A 17,597-nucleotide genomic window follows, 5' to 3' on the forward strand; every position below is an offset into this window, starting at 1 on the left:
TGGAGCTTTTCTTTTAGCTATAGTATTTGCTTCAATACCCGATCTGCTTTCACTCGGGTAATTTTACGCATTAACTTTTGCACTGCGTCTGGGTAGTCTTCAAACTTCTCTAGCTGTCTGTAAGTACAGATCAATTGAGTATGCTGAAGAATATTCTCCACCTCTTTTTCAAACTGAGGTGTTAGGTGGTGGAAGTTGTCCTGGATAAAAATTGCGTTCTCTAAATCCAGCTTCCAAGCTCTTGGATTGAGGTTGTTACCTGTAATCAGCATATAGCGCTTATCTACCCAAATGCCTTTGAGATGGAAGCTATTCTCGTCATGCTTCCATAGATGGATAGATAATTTTCGGCTAGCAATGTTGGCTTCATTTGCTTTAGCAAACTGGCGCAGGTTGCGCTCATAAAGGTACGGCAAGCCGCCAATTGTTTTGAACTCTTCTTCAGGGGAAATGTAGAAATCATTAGCCGTTTTGTCACCAACAACAATCGTTACCTTCACACCGCGCTTTAGAGCTTTCTTCACTTCTTTAGCGACGCTACGAGGGAAGTTGAAATAAGGAGTACAGATGAAAATCTCATCCTTAGCTTCAGCCAAAAGGTGGTTGATGCCCTGATTGAGTTTATTGCGCTTCTTACCAACGCCAACAATAGGTGTCACTGCAACCTGGTCTTGAGATACATGCTGTGATTCAAACTGGTAAGCTGATTTCGCTAGTGAAGCACGTAGCTGACGAATCTGAGCTTTAATCTCTTTTGTTTCAGGTTTGCTTGGGCAGGCAAGATCGTTGACTGCCGGATGAGCGACCATTTCGTTTTGAACAAAACTCACCATGCTATCAGCCAGTGATTTGTTGTTCAGCACATGGTAGCGATCAAAGCGGTAGCGATCTTTATAATTAAGGTAGATGTTATTTAAGCTGGCGCCACTGTAGATAACCTGATCATCGACAACAAAACCTTTCAGGTGTAATACACCGAATACTTCACGTCCGCGAACAGGAATACCGTAAACAGGGATCTTGTGTTGGTATTTCTCCGCAAAGCTCTTATACATAGACGCATTGGTCTCACCCGGCTCGGCTCCAATAAGTCCACGTTGCGCTCGGTGCCAGTCGACACAGACATTGATGTCTAGCCCTGGGTTACGCTGCTTTGCTTCATAGAGTTCAGTTAGGATCTCTCGGCCAGCTTCATCATCCTCTAGGTAAAGAGCAACAAGGTAGATTCGTTTACTTGCCTGACGAATCGCTTCGATTAAGCGAGTTCGAAAATCTTTGGCGGCATACAAGGTTTCGAATAGTGCCGGATCTTGCGCCAAAGTAGGAAGTTGTTCGAATAAATTCCTATTAGTCATCATGTTGGATGTGTTGCCTTTACTAAAAGTGGACAGGGATATTAGCAAAATGTCGAAAAAGTTCCTAGCTACCAGAGCCTAGTTCGAGATTGTTAATTGTAAAAGGTGGTATTTGTGCCAGCTTTTCATTCATATATTTGGTCGAAGACTAATCTCCCCGCCAATATAACTTTCAAGCCCTTGCGCGGTTTCTAGTAGCACTGCTCCCTGCTCATTGATGCCACGCGCGATGCCCGTTATCTCTCTTGGTCCCATGATTAGCTTGATAGGTCGGTTGATAAAGTTATCCAGACGGTTCCATCTTGCTACGAATCCGGACATGCCTTTAAGCTCGTAATCGTTGAGAGCATCATGCAGTGTTTTAATCATAGTGATGGCAAGCTGGTTTCTGTCGATACTCTGGTTGTCCGCCACTTCCTGTAGGCTAGCCCATGGTTGAGTGATACCTTCAGTTGTTTCAGACATCATCAGGTTCATACCCATACCAATGACTAAATTAGCTGCTGCGCCGGCTTGACCAGACATCTCAACCAGAATGCCAGCGAGCTTTCGGTCTTGATAGTAGAGGTCGTTTGGCCATTTTAACTTCACATCATTTAGGCCCATCTGTTCGAGCGCTTCAACGATTGCAACGCCAACAACTAGGCTGAGCCCCATAGCTGCAGCCATTCCTGAGTCTAAACGCCAGTACATAGACAAGTACAAGTTGGAACCAAATGGAGAAATCCACTCACGACCGCGGCGCCCACGACCTTTTGCCTGATACTCAGCAAGGCAGACAGAACCAGACTCTAAACTATCGACGCGATCAAGAAGATACTGGTTGGTCGAATCAATGATCGGAATAAGCTCAACGGGGGTAGAAAGAGCCTGATTTAAAACATCCTGATCTAAAAGCTGCATTGGCTTAGCTAGCTGGTAGCCTTTGCCCTGAACCCGAAAAATATCGACGCCCCAGTCCTGAATACCTTTAATATGTTTACTGATAGCGGCACGAGATACCCCCAGTTGCTCACCAAGTTCTTCACCAGAGTGAAAGCCGCCCTGAGAGAGTGTTTTTAGAATCGATAACTTGACCGAATGCTCCTTCATTGTGCTTTCTCCAATATCTCTTGTAGATTGGTTTCTTGTTGTGCACCCATAAATCTTACTTCGTGTTCAAGCTCGATTTGGTAACGATTAAAGACTTCAGCGCGAACTTTCGCCGCTAATTGAATCACATCAGCAGCTGTTGCCTTGTCTTTATTGACCAGTACGAGAGCCTGCATCGGGTGAACTTGCGCTCCGCCAATGGTGGTGCCTTTGAGCTGGCATTGGTCAATAAGCCATCCCGCGGCGACTTTCATGCCACTTTCAGCAGGGTAGGCAACGATATCTGGGAACTGCTGTTTGAGGACGTCAAAATGTGATTGAGGGATCACCGGGTTCTTGAAAAAGCTACCAGCGTTACCTGTCACGTTTGGGTCTGGAAGTTTCTCCATACGAATCTGGCACACGCGCTCAAAGATATCTTGAGCGGTTGGAGTATTTGGTTCGAGGGATTTTAGTGGGCCATACTCAATTTGAGGTTGCCATTTTTTAGCTGACTTTAGCCCTACCGCAACAATGACTGCCTTACCATGCAACTCATGCTTGAAGATAGAATCCCGATAACCGAATTGACATTCGTCATTAGCAAGACGTTTGATGGCAAAGGTATCGAGACAAAGGATATCGACATACTCACAAATATCTTTCAGCTCGACGCCATAAGCGCCGATGTTTTGGATCGGTGCGCTGCCGGCACAGCCCGGGATAAGAGCCAGGTTCTCTAACCCAGAATAACCTTGCTTAACTGACCACTCTACCAGTGCAGGCCAATCTTCTCCGCCTGCAATATGAAGATGCCAATGCGTTGCGGACTCAGTGACCTTTTTACCCAGTAGCTTGTTGATTAGCACAACACCGTGAAAGTGTTCGGTGAAGAGCATGTTACTGCCTTTGCCGAGCATTAACTTGGGTAATTCTTGCCATTCCCGACTTTGGTAAACCTGCTTAATATCATCAATGGAGCTGACCTCTATGAGGTAATCACATTGCTGAGAGATAGAGAAGGTGTGGTAAGACTCAAGGTTGGCGCTAGCTGTAATTTGCATTGGTTTTATCGAGTAATCTAAACTGCGAGCATTCTACCTTAATTTGAAGCTTGGTGATAATGAGCTCATTGCATATCGAAGTATTAGACCCTATCAAGTTGCCGCTCGTGGCTCGTTTATATAAAGCTTATTACCCGTCTGGGAAAGCAAAAAAAGATGAGCTGATAATAGCTGGCTACTCTGACAATCAACTCACCTCGGTAGTGAGGTTCAGAAGCATAGAGCAATACCGGTTACTAACAGGGATGCTAGTGGCTCCTGAACACAGAGAGAAAGGTTTAGGGCATCAATTGATGACTTATTGTGAGGAACAGGTGCTAACCAATCAAGATTTCTGCTTTGCTTATCAGCATCTGGAATCGTTTTACGGTCAGCACGGTTTTCAATTAGTGGAACCACAACAACTGCCTAACTCATTGAAAAATCTGTTTGAGCGATACAGTCAGACTAAAAAGCTGGTTCCGATGCAATATGTGCCTCATTAACCAGGCTGGCACCGTAAAGCGTTTGCTTTATTAATCCGTTGCTCCATAATATTTTTGTGGTTGAGGGAGCAAGCATGAAAAGCGTCGATTTAATCTTAAAGACAATCAAAAAAGATGGAGCTGTAACGGCTAAACAGCTTGCTGAGCAACTCAACATGACCACCATGGGAGCTCGCCAGCATTTACAAAGCCTGCAAAAAGACGGCTTTTTGTCTTTTGAGGATTTAAAAGTAAAAGTAGGGCGCCCAACCCGACACTGGTCTCTGACGCAAAAAGGACATGCTCAATTCGCAGATCGTCATAGTGAGCTCACTATTCAGGTCATTGAAGCGGTAGAAAATCTATTTGGTGCAGAAGGTTTACAGAAAGTCGCCGATGAGCGAGAAGCGAAAACTTTGGCCTATTATCAGCGGGAGTTGAGCTCTTGTTCAGATATTTTCTCTAAGCTCAGCAAGCTGGTGGAACTGCGACAACAAGAAGGTTACATGGCTGAGTTAGAAAAAACTGAACAAGGCTTTGTGCTGATAGAGAATCATTGCCCTATATGTAAAGCTGCTAGCCGTTGCCCGAGTTTATGCCAGTCAGAACTTAACGTATTTCAGAGTTTGTTGGGCAAACAGGTAGCCATTCAACGCACAGAACACATTGTCGAAGGGCAGCGCCGCTGTGTTTATCTCATTACTTAATCAGGCGATTCAAGCCAAAAAGTGCGCCTCAGCTCCTATATGAGAGTCTCAAATTTGAGATTGATAGTTCTCGTAGTACGCGAATCTCCCCCCGTTGACCTATCCTTAGATTAGATCGCTAATCACAGGCTTTGCGCGTCGGGGAGTCATTATGAGTGCACCACTAATCAATCAAACCTTACCTTCTTTTGATGAGTTGATGGAACTCGCTCGAAGTAACCCTGAAGCATTTACCCAATTTAAACATGAGATGTGTGAGGAGATGATCCTTTCGGCTTCAGAAGAGATGCAAGAGCGTCTGTGGGCTCAGCAAAGTCATATTGATCGAGTGGTAGGCAGTTGCAAAAACCCTAATCACGCCAATGTCGTATTAATGCGTGAACTAGTGTCACAAATGGTCAAGTTCCAAGACGTACTTGATGGTGATATTGTTGACTTAGACGACCAGCCTTCAGCGCAGGTTATTCCTTTGGATGATTGGAGGTAATATTCATTCATCTCTAGTGGCAGACTGTGCGTCACTTAAACACTATGGTAAGCTTTAGTTAGTGCAAAATAGCACCTGCAGTGGTGCTTTACTTAACTAAAGGATTACCAGTGAGCGATCAAAATCAAACCCCAATCGCTAATCAGCGATATTCTCCTCGCGCCTCTTCTACGTACTACACTAATAATGAAATAGACTTCCGAGAGCTTTTTATTGCGTTATGGGCCGGTAGAGTAATTCTGGTTCTATCTGTATTAGTTTTCTCGGTAACAGCTGCTATTTATGCAGTGTATAAACCTAATGTTTATCAAGCGGAGGCTAAATTTTTTCTCAGTAATGACTTTTACGGAGTGAAAGGCATTGTAGAGCAGAGATACTCCGAAAATTTCTTTAGTGGGGAGAATTTTAAGAGAGAGCTTGAACAGCGTACTCAGCACGATAACCTCGAAGATGTAAAAATTTCCTATGATTCTCGCTCTCGTATTATTTATATTTCTAATATATCAACTGATCCTGAGTACGCTTATGAGGCAGTACAAACAGTTAGTATGGCATTAAATGATGTTATAAAGCAGGTGGAATTGAAGAAAGTTAATTTATCGATCAACTCTTTACTGTCGAATCTCGAAATGATTAACTCAGGAAATAGCGACGAGTTTTTCGATGAAATATATGCCCAGCAGATTTACAAAAAAATCTTGTTAGAAAATCCAGCTTCTGAGCTTATTCAGGTCATAGATGCACCTGATAAGCCCACATCTCATATAAAACCTAAACGGGCGCTAATAGTGACTTTAGGCACCTTGTTAGGTGGAATACTTGGTGTTTCTATTATTTTGGTGCGTTTTGCTTTCCGACGTGAAGACGATTAAATTTCCATGATCATCGGCACCTTACCTGCTTAAATGCAAGTGAGGTGCTGTTGAGCGGGCCATAGTTAGTTTTGTGCTCTAAATCCCAAAAAAAATTCTTCTTCCCCTTGGGTTTATCCAATCTCCCCCTCATATAGATACCACTAGGCTGTGAAAGCCACTTATCAAATCAAACATGGAAATTCAGGAGAGACGACCGATGAACATTCGTCCATTACACGACCGAGTTATCGTAGAACGCCAAGAAGTTGAATCTAAGTCAGCTGGTGGCATCGTTCTGACTGGTTCTGCTGCAGAGAAATCGACTCGCGGCGTTGTACTAGCTGTGGGTAAAGGCCGCATCCTAGAAAACGGTACAGTACTACCGTTGGACGTTAAAGTTGGCGACACTGTTATCTTCGCTGAAGGCTACGGCACTAAAACTGAAAAAATCGACGGTAAAGAAGTGCTAGTTATGTCTGAAAACGACATCATGGCGATCGTTGAGTAATAGCAATCATTGAGTAATTTTTTGCTCAGGTTCAATTTGAAATCATTAAACAGAATTTAGAAAAGGAAACTAAAGATGGCTGCTAAAGACGTTAAATTTGGTAATGACGCACGTATTAAAATGCTAGAAGGTGTAAACGTTCTGGCAGACGCAGTAAAAGTAACTCTAGGTCCTAAAGGCCGTAACGTAGTTCTAGACAAATCTTTCGGTGCACCAACTATCACTAAAGATGGTGTATCTGTAGCGCGCGAAATCGAACTAGAAGACAAGTTCCAAAACATGGGCGCGCAAATGGTTAAAGAAGTAGCGTCTCAGGCGAATGACGCTGCTGGTGACGGTACAACAACAGCGACTGTTCTTGCTCAAGCTATCGTAAACGAAGGCTTAAAAGCTGTTGCAGCTGGTATGAACCCAATGGATCTTAAGCGTGGTATCGACAAAGCAGTACTGGCTGCCGTTGAAGAACTTAAAGCGCTATCTGTTGAGTGTAAAGATACTAAAGCTATCGCTCAGGTTGGTACTATCTCTGCGAACTCAGACGCAACAGTAGGTAACATCATTGCTGAAGCGATGGAAAAAGTAGGTCGCGACGGCGTGATCACTGTTGAAGAAGGTCAGGCTCTACAAGATGAGCTAGATGTTGTTGAAGGTATGCAGTTCGATCGCGGTTACCTATCTCCTTACTTCATCAACAACCAAGAAGCAGGCAGCGTAGATCTTGAAAGCCCGTTCATCCTACTAATCGACAAGAAAGTATCGAACATCCGTGAACTACTTCCAACTCTGGAAGCAGTAGCTAAGGCGTCTCGTCCACTACTTATCATCGCTGAAGATGTTGAGGGTGAGGCTCTGGCAACACTAGTAGTAAACAACATGCGTGGTATCGTAAAAGTGGCTGCTGTTAAGGCGCCTGGTTTCGGTGACCGTCGTAAAGCAATGCTACAAGACATCGCGATCCTTACTGGCGGTACAGTGATTTCTGAAGAGATTGGTCTGGAGCTAGAGAAAGTAACTCTTGAAGACCTGGGTCAGGCTAAGCGCGTAAGCATCACTAAAGAAAACTCAACCATCATCGATGGTGCGGGTGAAGAAGCAATGATTCAAGGTCGTGTTGCTCAAATCCGTCAGCAAATCGAAGAAGCAACTTCGGATTACGACAAAGAGAAACTACAAGAGCGCGTAGCTAAGCTAGCTGGCGGTGTTGCAGTAATCAAAGTTGGTGCAGCAACTGAAGTTGAAATGAAAGAGAAGAAAGACCGCGTTGAAGATGCACTTCACGCAACTCGTGCTGCGGTTGAAGAAGGTGTTGTTGCTGGTGGTGGTGTTGCACTGATTCGCGCAGCATCTAAAGTTGCTAACCTAGAAGGTGACAACGAAGAGCAGAACGTTGGTATCCGTGTTGCACTACGTGCAATGGAAGCGCCAATCCGTCAAATCACTAAGAACGCAGGTGATGAAGAGTCTGTTGTTGCTAACAACGTACGTGCTGGCGAAGGTAACTACGGTTACAACGCAGCTACGGGCGAGTACGGCGATATGATCGAGATGGGTATTCTGGATCCAACTAAAGTAACTCGTAGCGCGCTACAGTTTGCAGCATCAGTAGCGGGTCTAATGATCACAACTGAAGCTATGGTTACTGACCTACCACAGAAAGATGCACCAGCTATGCCTGATATGGGCGGCATGGGTGGTATGGGTGGCATGGGCGGTATGATGTAGTCGCTTTAGCAGCCTAACATCTAAAAACGGAGACTATGGTCTCCGTTTTTGTTTGAGTTAAGTTGTGTGGTATTTTATGCGCGTTGGCGCAGCGTGTTGGTTTACGCTGTGCTTATTAGTTAATAGATCTAATCTCATTCTTTCGGAACAATAACAGCTCAATACACTGAGCCCCCATATTTTCCGAGATGGGGTTTAAATGGAGTAAGTTGTGAAGATTGCCGTAGCTGGTACAGGGTATGTAGGCCTCTCCAATGCAATGTTACTTGCGCAAAACCATCAAGTTGTTGCGTTAGATGTTATTGAAAATAAGGTTGAACTCCTAAACCAAAAAATCTCTCCTATTGCTGACGTCGAAATTGAAGACTTTTTAGCAAATAAATCGATCAACTTTGTTGCGACTACTGATAAGAGAGTTGCTTACGAAGGCGCACGTTTTGTCGTGATTGCGACTCCTACAGATTATGATCCTGTGACGAACTATTTTAATACATCTTCTGTCGAATCGGTTATTGAAGACGTTATGGCAATCAACCCAGAAGCAGTCATGGTGATTAAGTCTACAGTCCCTGTTGGTTACACCGAACGTATTCAGAAGGAATTAGGCTGTAGTAACCTGATGTTCTCACCTGAGTTTCTGAGAGAAGGTAGAGCACTGTACGATAACTTACACCCATCACGTATTATCGTGGGTGAACAGAGTGAGCGAGCTCAGGAATTTGCTAACCTTTTAGTGGAAGGTGCTGTAAAAGAGAATATTGATGTGCTTCTGACTAACTCAACTGAAGCTGAAGCCGTCAAGTTGTTCTCTAATACTTATCTAGCGATGCGCGTGGCTTATTTCAATGAGCTTGACTCTTATGCCGAAGCACATGGTTTGGATACGCGTCAAATTATTCAGGGTGTTGGCTTAGACCCACGTATTGGCAGTCATTACAACAACCCATCATTTGGCTATGGTGGCTACTGCTTACCTAAAGACACCAAACAGTTATTAGCTAACTACCAGGATGTGCCTAACAATATTGTTGGCGCAATAGTTGATGCTAACCGCACCCGAAAGGATTTTATCGCTGACTCTATATTGAAACGCGAGCCGCAGGTCGTTGGTATATACCGTCTTATCATGAAATCTGGCTCAGATAACTTCCGAGCATCTTCCATTCAAGGCATCATGAAGCGACTTAAGGCGAAGGGGATTACAGTTGTAGTTTACGAGCCTGTGCTTGAAGAAGATGAATTCTTCCATTCAGAAGTGATGCGTGATCTAGAAGCGTTTAAGGTTAAATCTGATGTTATCGTATCTAACCGCATGGCAGAAGAACTGGTAGATGTTGCTGATAAGGTCTATACCCGAGATCTATTTGGTTCTGATTAATTGATAAAAAAGCTCCGTTAGGAGCTTTTTTATTGCCTGTTATGTTGCTTTAGGTGGTTGTGCACATACTCTCGAATAAACGGCACCACCTCGTCTTCAAACCAAGGATTTTTCCTTAGCCATAACGTATTGCGTGGCGATGGGTGAGGTAACGGTAGATATCTTGGTGCCCAGCGATGCCATTGCTGTACGGTTTCTGTCAGTGTCTTAGGCTTGTTGCTGAGATAGTAGTTCTGCGCGTACTGACCGATCAGTAACGTCATACCCACATTAGGCAGCTGGTCCAAAATAGATTTATGCCATTGCGGGGCACACTCCTTCCTTGGTGGTAAATCACCGCTGTTACCTTTTCCCGGGTAGCACAGACCCATTGGCATTATCGCGACCTTGCTGGCGTCGTAAAACGTTTCGCTATCAAGATCTAACCATTCTCTGAGTCGGTTACCACTTGGATCATTCCACGGAATTGATGTTTCATGTACCCGTGTTCCGGGGGCCTGACCGATAATCAGCAGACTGGCGGATTTGGAAGCCTGAATAATAGGGTTAGCGCCCAGTGGCAGCTCAGGCTCGCATAGCCGACAGGCTCTGACTTGTTGCAGTAGCTCATCTAACATTTGTGGTTATCTCTGTTTTAGTACCCTTTGTCGGTATCAACGACATTGTTGAGACTAAATCCATCCCGCCAACATTGAAAGTTGTCTGCGAAAATTTCGACCACCTGCTCTGGGAAACTCAATGCTGCGATGTGAGGCGTAACCGTGATGCTGCTATTGCTCCAGAAAGGGTGATCCTGCGGTAAAGGTTCTTGTTCAAACACATCTAAGAATGCGTGTTGGATATGTCCTTGCTCAATTGCGTTGACTAATCCGGACTCATCAATGACGGTACCGCGTCCAACATTAAACAATAGAGCGCCTTGGCAGTGAGCCAAACTCTGTTGGTTAAGGGTGTGTTGAGTCTCTGGTGTATTGGGTAGCGTGTTTACAACAATATCGGCTTGTTGAAGAGCCGTGGCCAGCTCTTGAATGTGATAGGTCGCTGCAAAAGGCGAATGCTTGGGCGGAATACCACTTCGATTCACACCGATCGGTTCAATGGCAAAACTCTTAGCGACTTCAGCCAGGTGAGAGCCAATCGAGCCAGTCCCAAGGATCACCATCTTTCGGCCATTGAGAGACTGATAAGGTCTCGGTGCCCAGTTAGTCGCTTGCTGTTCGCTACGATAATGATCAAAGTGGCGATGATACTCAATGATGTAACCCAGTACATATTCAGCGATCTGTTGACCAAAGATCCCTTTGATGTTGGTCAGCTGACCCGAGAAGTTATTCAGATGTGGAAGTAAGGCGTCAACGCCGGCGTAGACAGATTGAATCCATTCAAGGTTTGGGAACTCATTGAGGCACTTTGCCGCCATAGGTGGGGAGGCAAGTAGAATTGTGGCGTGTTCACGCTCAGTAGTCACTTCCAGTTCAGCCAGGTCTGCCGACTTGAGCAGGTTGAGATAATAATCGTCATCTTCAGTAAGAAGGTAGACTTTATGAGTGAAATTGTTCATCGCCTTGCTTTTTTCCCTGTTGGTTATCAAGTACACTTTCCGTTGTCTAATTCAGCAACTAGGTCAACAGACCCTAAGAGTCTCTATGCTACAGAATCCTCTTCAGCTTCGCCTTGAGAAGTTAGAACCATGGAAACAGATTACCTTTATGGCGAGCTTGTGTGAACGTATGTACCCAAACTTCGCTATGTTTTGTGAAAGTACCAAGTTTGCCGAAGCGCGAGTTTACCGTGATATTCTCGACAGCATCTGGGAGCAGCTAACCGTTAAAACGGCGAAAGTGAACTTTGAACGTCAGCTTGAGAAGCTAGAAGAAATCATCCCTAGCTCTGAGGATTTTGATTTCTATGGCGTTTACCCTGCGATTGACGCTTGTGTTGCCTTGTCGGATCTTCTGCATGGTCTGCTAGATAGAGACTACCTGTACGAAAACATGCATAAAGTTAGTCAACAGTCTGTGGTGACAGTCGCTCAGTTAGAAGAAGCGCAAACAGGCGAAGAGATCACTAACGAAAACCAGAAAGAGAATGAAGCGGTTTGTGGTGAGTGGGATGTGCAATGGGCAATTTTCCGTCCACTGCGTGAAGCAGAAGAGCGTGATATCGAACTGATTAAAGATCTACGCTTTGAACTGCGCGAAGAAGGCGTGAGCAATATCGGCGTTCAAATTTAGTAAGAGTCTAGCCTCGAGCTACTAGGAAATAGAGAAAGAGGGTTGACACAAAAACGTCAACCCTCTTTATTTTCGTAACTCGCTAACTATCTTCTTTTTTCGCTTTCGACTCTGCGAGTGCTTCATCCTCGTCATCATCGCGGCTTTCGATAACACCGTGGGTCTCTTTCCACTTCTCCCAACGTTCAAAAGCAAGCTCTTGCATGTCAGTCGCGCGGTCTGCCTCATCGACAATCTCTTCACCGACCAGATGTTCAAATACGTCTTCAAGAGTCAGAAGACCTTGAATGGTACCGTACTCGTCAACCACCATTGCCAGTTGCAGGCGTTTAGCCATCATTTGTTCAAACGCTTTTGGCAGAACAATAGTATTAAGCAGAACATGCACAGGGCGCATTACCGCACCTAGTTGCTTCTCACCGCAACCTGCGTGTTGCAGTTTGAATAGCTCAAGACGGTGAACAAAACCAATAATATTATCGTTAGACTGGCTGTAGACCAGTGGACGCGAGAACGGAGTCTCTTTGTGCTTTTCAAGAAACTCATTAATCGTCATTTCAGCATCAACACGGAATACGACCGGGCGAGGGGTCATTACCTGAGTGACGGGTACATCCTGAATACCTAGTAGGTTATTCAGCATTTTAGATTCACCTTCAGCAAACTCACCGCTTTCTCTAGCCAGAATTGCCATTGCCGATAGCTCATCACGCATTTTTGGTGCTTCATGTCCGCGCGCAAGACGCTTAGTGATTTGTTCCGAGAACCAGACAAACGGAGTCAGCGCCCATACCATCCAGCGCAGAGTAGTCGCAGCCATTGGTGCTAGCTGACGCCAGTAGGTCGCACCAATAGTTTTCGGTACGATTTCTGACAGCACAAGTATGCCTAGCGTCAGTACGCCAGAGAATACACCAAGCCATTCGCTACCAAATACCACGGCAGCCTGAGCACCTGCTGTTGCCGCACCGATTGTGTGTGCAATCGTGTTTAGCGTCAGGATCGAAGCCAGTGGTCGGTCGATATCTGTTTTTAACTTTGCCAAAGAGTCCGCAGCAGGGTGTCCTTGCTGGCGCAACTGGGCGATATAACTTGGTGAGATACTCAGAAGAACCGCTTCTAAGACGGAGCAGATAAACGATACGCCAATCGCAACAGAGACGTATATTGTTAGCAGAAACATAAATGTCCTATGTGGTGTTATGCCCCCATCGAATTTTGCGTGAAAAGCGCAACTTTTCTTGCCTGCGCATTATTGATGTGAGCATTTTCTATTCGCTTTAAGTCCCGAAATATCAGGCTTTACGGGCTATCGCATGCTTATAAATAAGGCTAAAACAGGTTAAAAACAAGTATTAACTTTCCTTGTCACGGTAACAAATTGTGAGTTAATGCTCAGATTATGGTTAAAAGTACGTCATGAGAGCTAAAGATCGCTTACAAACCTTTGCCAGATGGGGCATTTATGATTTAGAGTGAGTTGAATTCGATAACATATGAGAAGGGAAACCTAATGAACAAGACCCAATTAATCGACTTTATCGCAGAGAAAGCAGATCTATCTAAAGCACAAGCTAAAGCTGCTCTTGAAGCAACTCTTGAAGGTGTGACTGATGCACTTAAAGAGGGTGACCAAGTTCAACTAATTGGTTTTGGTACATTCAAAGTTAACCACCGTGCTGCACGTACTGGCCGCAACCCTAAAACAGGTGCTGAGATCCAAATCGCAGCGGCAAACGTTCCAGCTTTCGTAGCGGGTAAAGCACTGAAAGATTCAGTGAAATAATTAAGTACCGATTTCAGAGTTTCTAACTCTAGATTGTATATAATACGCCAAGGTAGCTACTATCTTGGCGTATATTTGTTTTATGACGATGAAAAAATTACTAGCCCCTTCACTAATCGCTTCTTTGCTTATCGGTTGCTCTTCGAGTGTACCGACGCCTAACCTCGACCAGTTTTCTGACTATACTGGCGGCCAGTCAATGGGTGATGCTACCAGTCTGTATTGGTATACAGAAAAACTCAGCTTCCCATACACCGCCGCTGACTATGTTAGCGCTGGTGATTACGGTTGGTACAAAACCGACTATCGTTGGGATGAAGGCAGCCTGAGAGAATTGATTCGTGAGGGAGAGCAACTCAAAGACAACCAGTCTTTGGTTCCGTATCGTATTCATGTGCGCTTCAACAAAGACGGCGAGGCGGTATATCAGCAATATCGACTTGATGGCCGTGTGCTGCCATTGAAATCAGACAAGCTGGCATGGTTGAAACAAGAAGCCGCTAATATCTCGAATGTGACGAAAGAACAGAGTAGAGAAAATCTCAAACTGATCCAGGGTTACTGGGACGGTTCAACCTTTGATACCTGCGCGGGTAAGAGTTACACAGAGGTAGAATTTAACGAGACCCTGCCGAGCTTTGTTGTTAACCGACTGTCTACGATTGATAGCTATGCCGCTTTTCTTGGTACCACCAGGGGTAATCGAATTGTGGTGAACGAGTTGCTGATGTTAGCGGACGATAGTCACGACTGTATGGAACGTCCAAGCTTAATCGAGGAATAGGTTTCAGTAAGGAAACCTTCTGATTACTCTTCTGATAAAACAAAAGGGTTGACGCTCTCACGTCAACCCTCCAAAACTTTCACGCTTCACGCTTCACGCTTCACGCTTCTATTCCGCTTTCTCGCGCTCAATCGCTCTATAACCGATATCATTGCGGTGGAACATACCATTCCAGCTAACTTGCTTAGCAAGAGCGTAAGCGCGCTCCTGAGCTTCTGAGACGCTGTTTCCTAGTGCTGTTGCACAAAGAACTCGACCGCCATTTGTCACAACTTCACCAGCAGCGTTATTAGCCGTGCCAGCGTGGAAGATTTTTTCGCCGTCCTGCTCGCTTTCAGGTAGAGAAATAACGTCACCTTTAGCGTAATCCGCCGGGTAGCCACCTGCTGCCAGTACTACACCGATAGACGCGCGCGGATCCCACTTAGATTCCGCTTTATCTAACTTCTCGTCGATAGCCATCAGACACAGTTCAACCAGATCTGACTCCATGCGCATCATGATTGGCTGAGTCTCTGGGTCACCAAAGCGGCAGTTATACTCAATAACCTTTGGTGTTCCGTCTTTATCGATCATCAGACCCGCGTATAGGAAGCCTGTGTATGGTGCGCCTTCTGCATCCATACCACGAACGGTAGGGTAGATAACTTCTTCAAGAATACGGTTATGGATTTCAGGTGTTACCACCGGAGCTGGCGAGTATGCGCCCATGCCGCCTGTGTTAGGACCGGTATCTTTGTCGCCAACACGTTTATGGTCTTGGCTGGTGGCCATAGGTAACACGCTTGCGCCATCAACCATCACGATGAAGCTTGCTTCTTCGCCATCAAGGAACTCTTCGATAACCACTCGGCTACCCGCTTCACCAAAAGCGTTACCCGCCAGCATATCTTTGATTGCGTCTTCGGCTTCTTCTAGTGTCATTGCAACGATAACACCTTTACCAGCAGCCAGACCGTCGGCTTTAACCACGATAGGTGCGCCTTGTTGACGAACGTAAGCCAGTGCAGGCTCGATTTCAGTGAAGTTAGCGTAAGCCGCAGTAGGGATATTGTGGCGAGCTAAGAAGTCTTTAGTGAATGCTTTTGAACCTTCAAGCTGAGCCGCCGCTTGAGTAGGACCGAAGATCGGCAGACCCGCTTCGCGGAAAGCGTCAACCACACCGATAACCAATGGTGCTTCAGGACCAACAATAGTCAGCTCAACCTGTTTCTCTTTAGCAAAAGCAACCAGCTCAGAAATACTTTCAACGCCGATGTTTACGTTCTCAAGTTTAGGCTCAAGAGCAGTGCCTGCGTTACCTGGTGCAACAAAGACAGTCTCAACGTTTGGGTTTTGAGCTGCTTTCCAGCCTAGTGCATGCTCACGACCGCCGGCACCAATAATCAATACATTCATTTTTAATCCTTAAATCAAATTGCTTAGCTTCGAGTATCGAGTAGAGAGCTTCGAGTGATTACTGTTGGCAGCACTCGCTGCTCTCGACTCTGCGCGAAGCGCTCTCGTATCTCTCTAATGGCGGAAGTGACGCATACCCGTGAAGATCATCGCCATACCGTGCTCGTCAGCAGCTGCGATAACTTCGTCATCACGCATAGAGCCGCCCGGTTGAATTACGCACTTGATGCCAGCCTCTGCTGCCGCATCAATGCCATCACGGAATGGGAAGAACGCATCTGAAGCCATTACACAGCCTTCAACCTGTAGCCCTTCGTCAGCGGCTTTGATGCCAGCGATCTTAGCTGAGTAAACGCGGCTCATTTGGCCAGCGCCTACACCGATAGTCATGTCACCTTTGGAGTAAACAATCGCGTTTGATTTAACGTATTTCGCTACTTTCCAGCAGAATAGGGCATCTTTTAGCTCTTCTTCTGTCGGCTGACGCTTAGAAACAACCTTAAGGTCATCCAGACTTACCATACCCTGGTCACGGTCTTGAACTAGCAGGCCACCGTTAACGCGTTTAACGTCAAAGCCAGTTGTCTTCGCTGACCATTCGCCACACTCAAGCAGACGAACGTTTTTCTTCGCTGCAACGACTTCGATGGCTTCAGCCGATACCGATGGTGCGATGATAACTTCAACGAACTGGCGCTCAACGATTGCTGTTGCTGTTTCAGCGTCTAGCTCTTGGTTGAAGGCGATGATGCCACCGAACGCTGATGTTGGGTCAGTTTTATATGCACGGTCGTAAGCTTCGAGGATGTTGCTGCCTAGTGCAACGCCACATGGGTTAGCATGCTTAACGATGACACATGCCGGCTCGTCGAACTCTTTAACACACTCAAGTGCAGCGTCAGTGTCAGCGATGTTGTTGTAAGAAAGGGCTTTACCCTGAATCTGGCGAGCTGTTGAAACAGACGCTTCTTCTGGGTTCGCTTCTACATAGAAAGCGGCATCCTGGTGGCTGTTCTCACCGTAGCGCATATCTTGCTTCTTGATGAACTGCTGGTTGAAAGTGCGAGGGAATTTGCTCTCTTCATCACCTTCTTTGTTCTCACCGTAAGATGGAACCATAGTGCCGAAGTAGTTGGCGATCATGCCATCGTAAGATGCCGTGTGCTCGAAGGCCGCAATAGCAAGGTCAAAACGAGTCTCTAGCGTTAGAGACTTATCGTTAGCATCCATCTCTGTGATAACGCGGTCGTAGTCGTGAGCATTAACAACGATAGTGACGTCTTTGTGGTTTTTCGCTGCAGAACGAACCATGGTCGGACCACCGATATCGATGTTCTCAACGGCGTCAGCGAGAGTACAGCCTTCTTTAGCGACGGTCTCTGCGAATGGGTAAAGGTTAACCACAACCATGTCGATTGGATTGATGCCGTGTTTTTCCATTACCTCATCGTCCTGACCACGACGACCAAGTACACCACCGTGAACTTTAGGGTGCAGAGTCTTAACACGACCGTCCATCATTTCTGGGAAACCAGTGTAGTCTGATACTTCTGTTACAGAGATACCTTTCTCTGCCAATAGGCGAGCAGTGCCACCAGTGGATAGAATATCAACGCCACGGTTAGCTAGAGCTTGGGCAAACTCAACAATACCAGTTTTGTCTGATACGCTGATTAGAGCGCGGCGAATAGGACGAGCGTTAGTCATGCTTCCATTTCCTCAAAGTCACAGAGTTAATATATAAAATAAAGATATTTGCCAAAAATGAACTTGTTCTTACGCTTT

At 45.6% G+C, this 17,597-nt stretch carries 18 protein-coding genes; 10 read left to right on the forward strand and 8 right to left on the reverse strand.

The window, feature by feature from the left end; translation table 11 throughout:
* Nucleotides 1-17: 17 nt before the first annotated feature.
* From pssA to murB, 3 genes are all read right to left on the reverse strand, one after another.
* Nucleotides 18-1,358 carry a CDP-diacylglycerol--serine O-phosphatidyltransferase gene (gene pssA, locus RH46_RS05030; RefSeq protein WP_006878318.1) on the reverse strand — a complete coding sequence of 447 codons (1,341 nt, stop codon included), beginning with the start codon at nt 1,356-1,358 and terminating at the stop codon, nt 18-20.
* 126 nt (nt 1,359-1,484) lie between these two features.
* Nucleotides 1,485-2,447 (reverse strand): bifunctional biotin--[acetyl-CoA-carboxylase] ligase/biotin operon repressor BirA, encoded by a 963-nt coding sequence (gene birA / locus RH46_RS05035; RefSeq protein ID WP_006878319.1) that lies wholly within the window; start codon nt 2,445-2,447, stop codon nt 1,485-1,487.
* Complete coding sequence (gene murB / locus RH46_RS05040; RefSeq protein WP_006878320.1) at nt 2,444-3,490, reverse strand: UDP-N-acetylmuramate dehydrogenase; 1,047 nt, start codon at nt 3,488-3,490, stop codon at nt 2,444-2,446. Before murB ends, birA begins: the two co-directional genes overlap by 4 nt.
* A gap of 59 nt (nt 3,491-3,549) precedes the next feature.
* On the opposite strand from murB, the gene RH46_RS05045 reads away from it, so the two are divergent.
* The 7 genes from RH46_RS05045 (at nt 3,550) to RH46_RS05075 (ending at nt 9,610) form a co-directional block, all read left to right on the forward strand.
* Entirely contained in the window at nt 3,550-3,975 is a 426-nt protein-coding gene (locus RH46_RS05045; protein ID WP_006878321.1) for a GNAT family N-acetyltransferase, read from the forward strand.
* A gap of 74 nt (nt 3,976-4,049) precedes the next feature.
* Nucleotides 4,050-4,661 carry a helix-turn-helix transcriptional regulator gene (locus RH46_RS05050; RefSeq protein ID WP_006878322.1) on the forward strand — a complete coding sequence of 204 codons (612 nt, stop codon included), beginning with the start codon at nt 4,050-4,052 and terminating at the stop codon, nt 4,659-4,661.
* Nucleotides 4,662-4,812: 151 nt separating this feature from the next.
* Entirely contained in the window at nt 4,813-5,148 is a 336-nt protein-coding gene (locus RH46_RS05055) for a DUF3135 domain-containing protein (protein ID WP_006878323.1), read from the forward strand.
* Between the two features lie 110 nt (nt 5,149-5,258).
* Nucleotides 5,259-6,020 (forward strand): GNVR domain-containing protein, encoded by a 762-nt coding sequence (locus RH46_RS05060; protein ID WP_006878324.1) that lies wholly within the window; start codon nt 5,259-5,261, stop codon nt 6,018-6,020.
* A 199-nt stretch (nt 6,021-6,219) separates the two neighbouring features.
* Nucleotides 6,220-6,510 carry a co-chaperone GroES gene (locus RH46_RS05065; RefSeq protein WP_004410737.1) on the forward strand — a complete coding sequence of 97 codons (291 nt, stop codon included), beginning with the start codon at nt 6,220-6,222 and terminating at the stop codon, nt 6,508-6,510.
* A gap of 75 nt (nt 6,511-6,585) precedes the next feature.
* Complete coding sequence (gene groL, locus RH46_RS05070) at nt 6,586-8,232, forward strand: chaperonin GroEL (RefSeq protein ID WP_006878325.1); 1,647 nt, start codon at nt 6,586-6,588, stop codon at nt 8,230-8,232.
* A gap of 211 nt (nt 8,233-8,443) precedes the next feature.
* Entirely contained in the window at nt 8,444-9,610 is a 1,167-nt protein-coding gene (locus RH46_RS05075; RefSeq protein ID WP_006878326.1) for a nucleotide sugar dehydrogenase, read from the forward strand.
* 29 nt (nt 9,611-9,639) lie between these two features.
* Here RH46_RS05075 and RH46_RS05080 read toward each other — a convergent pair whose 3' ends face one another.
* Both RH46_RS05080 and RH46_RS05085 read right to left on the reverse strand, forming a co-directional pair.
* On the reverse strand, nt 9,640-10,227 hold the full coding sequence (locus RH46_RS05080) for a uracil-DNA glycosylase family protein (RefSeq protein WP_006878327.1): 588 nt from the start codon (nt 10,225-10,227) through the stop codon (nt 9,640-9,642).
* A 17-nt stretch (nt 10,228-10,244) separates the two neighbouring features.
* Nucleotides 10,245-11,171: a D-2-hydroxyacid dehydrogenase gene (locus RH46_RS05085; protein WP_006878328.1), complete on the reverse strand. Its 927-nt coding sequence runs from the start codon at nt 11,169-11,171 to the stop codon at nt 10,245-10,247.
* An 85-nt stretch (nt 11,172-11,256) separates the two neighbouring features.
* On the opposite strand from RH46_RS05085, the gene RH46_RS05090 reads away from it, so the two are divergent.
* On the forward strand, nt 11,257-11,844 hold the full coding sequence (locus tag RH46_RS05090; RefSeq protein WP_006878329.1) for a YjaG family protein: 588 nt from the start codon (nt 11,257-11,259) through the stop codon (nt 11,842-11,844).
* 82 nt (nt 11,845-11,926) lie between these two features.
* Here the strand turns inward: RH46_RS05090 and RH46_RS05095 are convergent, their stop codons facing one another.
* On the reverse strand, nt 11,927-13,027 hold the full coding sequence (locus tag RH46_RS05095) for a CNNM domain-containing protein (protein ID WP_006878330.1): 1,101 nt from the start codon (nt 13,025-13,027) through the stop codon (nt 11,927-11,929).
* Nucleotides 13,028-13,357: 330 nt separating this feature from the next.
* Here RH46_RS05095 and hupA point away from each other — a divergent pair, with 330 nt between their 5' ends.
* Together hupA and RH46_RS05105 are read left to right on the forward strand one after the other, a co-directional pair.
* Nucleotides 13,358-13,630 carry a nucleoid-associated protein HU-alpha gene (gene hupA / locus RH46_RS05100; protein WP_004742945.1) on the forward strand — a complete coding sequence of 91 codons (273 nt, stop codon included), beginning with the start codon at nt 13,358-13,360 and terminating at the stop codon, nt 13,628-13,630.
* 88 nt (nt 13,631-13,718) lie between these two features.
* Nucleotides 13,719-14,414 (forward strand): DUF1481 domain-containing protein, encoded by a 696-nt coding sequence (locus RH46_RS05105; protein WP_040895265.1) that lies wholly within the window; start codon nt 13,719-13,721, stop codon nt 14,412-14,414.
* Nucleotides 14,415-14,522: 108 nt separating this feature from the next.
* Here RH46_RS05105 and purD read toward each other — a convergent pair whose 3' ends face one another.
* Both purD and purH read right to left on the reverse strand, forming a co-directional pair.
* Nucleotides 14,523-15,812 (reverse strand): phosphoribosylamine--glycine ligase, encoded by a 1,290-nt coding sequence (gene purD / locus RH46_RS05110; protein ID WP_006878332.1) that lies wholly within the window; start codon nt 15,810-15,812, stop codon nt 14,523-14,525.
* A 114-nt stretch (nt 15,813-15,926) separates the two neighbouring features.
* Nucleotides 15,927-17,519 carry a bifunctional phosphoribosylaminoimidazolecarboxamide formyltransferase/IMP cyclohydrolase gene (gene purH, locus RH46_RS05115; protein WP_006878333.1) on the reverse strand — a complete coding sequence of 531 codons (1,593 nt, stop codon included), beginning with the start codon at nt 17,517-17,519 and terminating at the stop codon, nt 15,927-15,929.
* Between the last annotated feature and the right edge of the window lie 78 nt (nt 17,520-17,597).

Origin of the sequence: Vibrio brasiliensis LMG 20546, from assembly GCF_000189255.1 — a bacterium.
Taxonomy (GTDB): Bacteria; Pseudomonadota; Gammaproteobacteria; order Enterobacterales; family Vibrionaceae; genus Vibrio; species Vibrio brasiliensis.

Bases quoted from the DNA above. Each gene is read 5' to 3' on its own strand.
- pssA (WP_006878318.1), bottom strand. From the start codon at position 1,358: ATGATGACTAATAGGAATTTATTCGAACAACTTCCTACTTTGGCGCAA.
- birA (WP_006878319.1), bottom strand. From the start codon at position 2,447: ATGAAGGAGCATTCGGTCAAGTTATCGATTCTAAAAACACTCTCTCAG.
- murB (WP_006878320.1), bottom strand. From the start codon at position 3,490: ATGCAAATTACAGCTAGCGCCAACCTTGAGTCTTACCACACCTTCTCT.
- RH46_RS05045 (WP_006878321.1), top strand. From the start codon at position 3,550: ATGAGCTCATTGCATATCGAAGTATTAGACCCTATCAAGTTGCCGCTC.
- RH46_RS05050 (WP_006878322.1), top strand. From the start codon at position 4,050: ATGAAAAGCGTCGATTTAATCTTAAAGACAATCAAAAAAGATGGAGCT.
- RH46_RS05055 (WP_006878323.1), top strand. From the start codon at position 4,813: ATGAGTGCACCACTAATCAATCAAACCTTACCTTCTTTTGATGAGTTG.
- RH46_RS05065 (WP_004410737.1), top strand. From the start codon at position 6,220: ATGAACATTCGTCCATTACACGACCGAGTTATCGTAGAACGCCAAGAA.
- groL (WP_006878325.1), top strand. From the start codon at position 6,586: ATGGCTGCTAAAGACGTTAAATTTGGTAATGACGCACGTATTAAAATG.
- RH46_RS05080 (WP_006878327.1), bottom strand. From the start codon at position 10,227: ATGTTAGATGAGCTACTGCAACAAGTCAGAGCCTGTCGGCTATGCGAG.
- RH46_RS05085 (WP_006878328.1), bottom strand. From the start codon at position 11,171: ATGAACAATTTCACTCATAAAGTCTACCTTCTTACTGAAGATGACGAT.
- RH46_RS05090 (WP_006878329.1), top strand. From the start codon at position 11,257: ATGCTACAGAATCCTCTTCAGCTTCGCCTTGAGAAGTTAGAACCATGG.
- RH46_RS05095 (WP_006878330.1), bottom strand. From the start codon at position 13,027: ATGTTTCTGCTAACAATATACGTCTCTGTTGCGATTGGCGTATCGTTT.
- hupA (WP_004742945.1), top strand. From the start codon at position 13,358: ATGAACAAGACCCAATTAATCGACTTTATCGCAGAGAAAGCAGATCTA.
- RH46_RS05105 (WP_040895265.1), top strand. From the start codon at position 13,719: ATGAAAAAATTACTAGCCCCTTCACTAATCGCTTCTTTGCTTATCGGT.
- purD (WP_006878332.1), bottom strand. From the start codon at position 15,812: ATGAATGTATTGATTATTGGTGCCGGCGGTCGTGAGCATGCACTAGGC.
- purH (WP_006878333.1), bottom strand. From the start codon at position 17,519: ATGACTAACGCTCGTCCTATTCGCCGCGCTCTAATCAGCGTATCAGAC.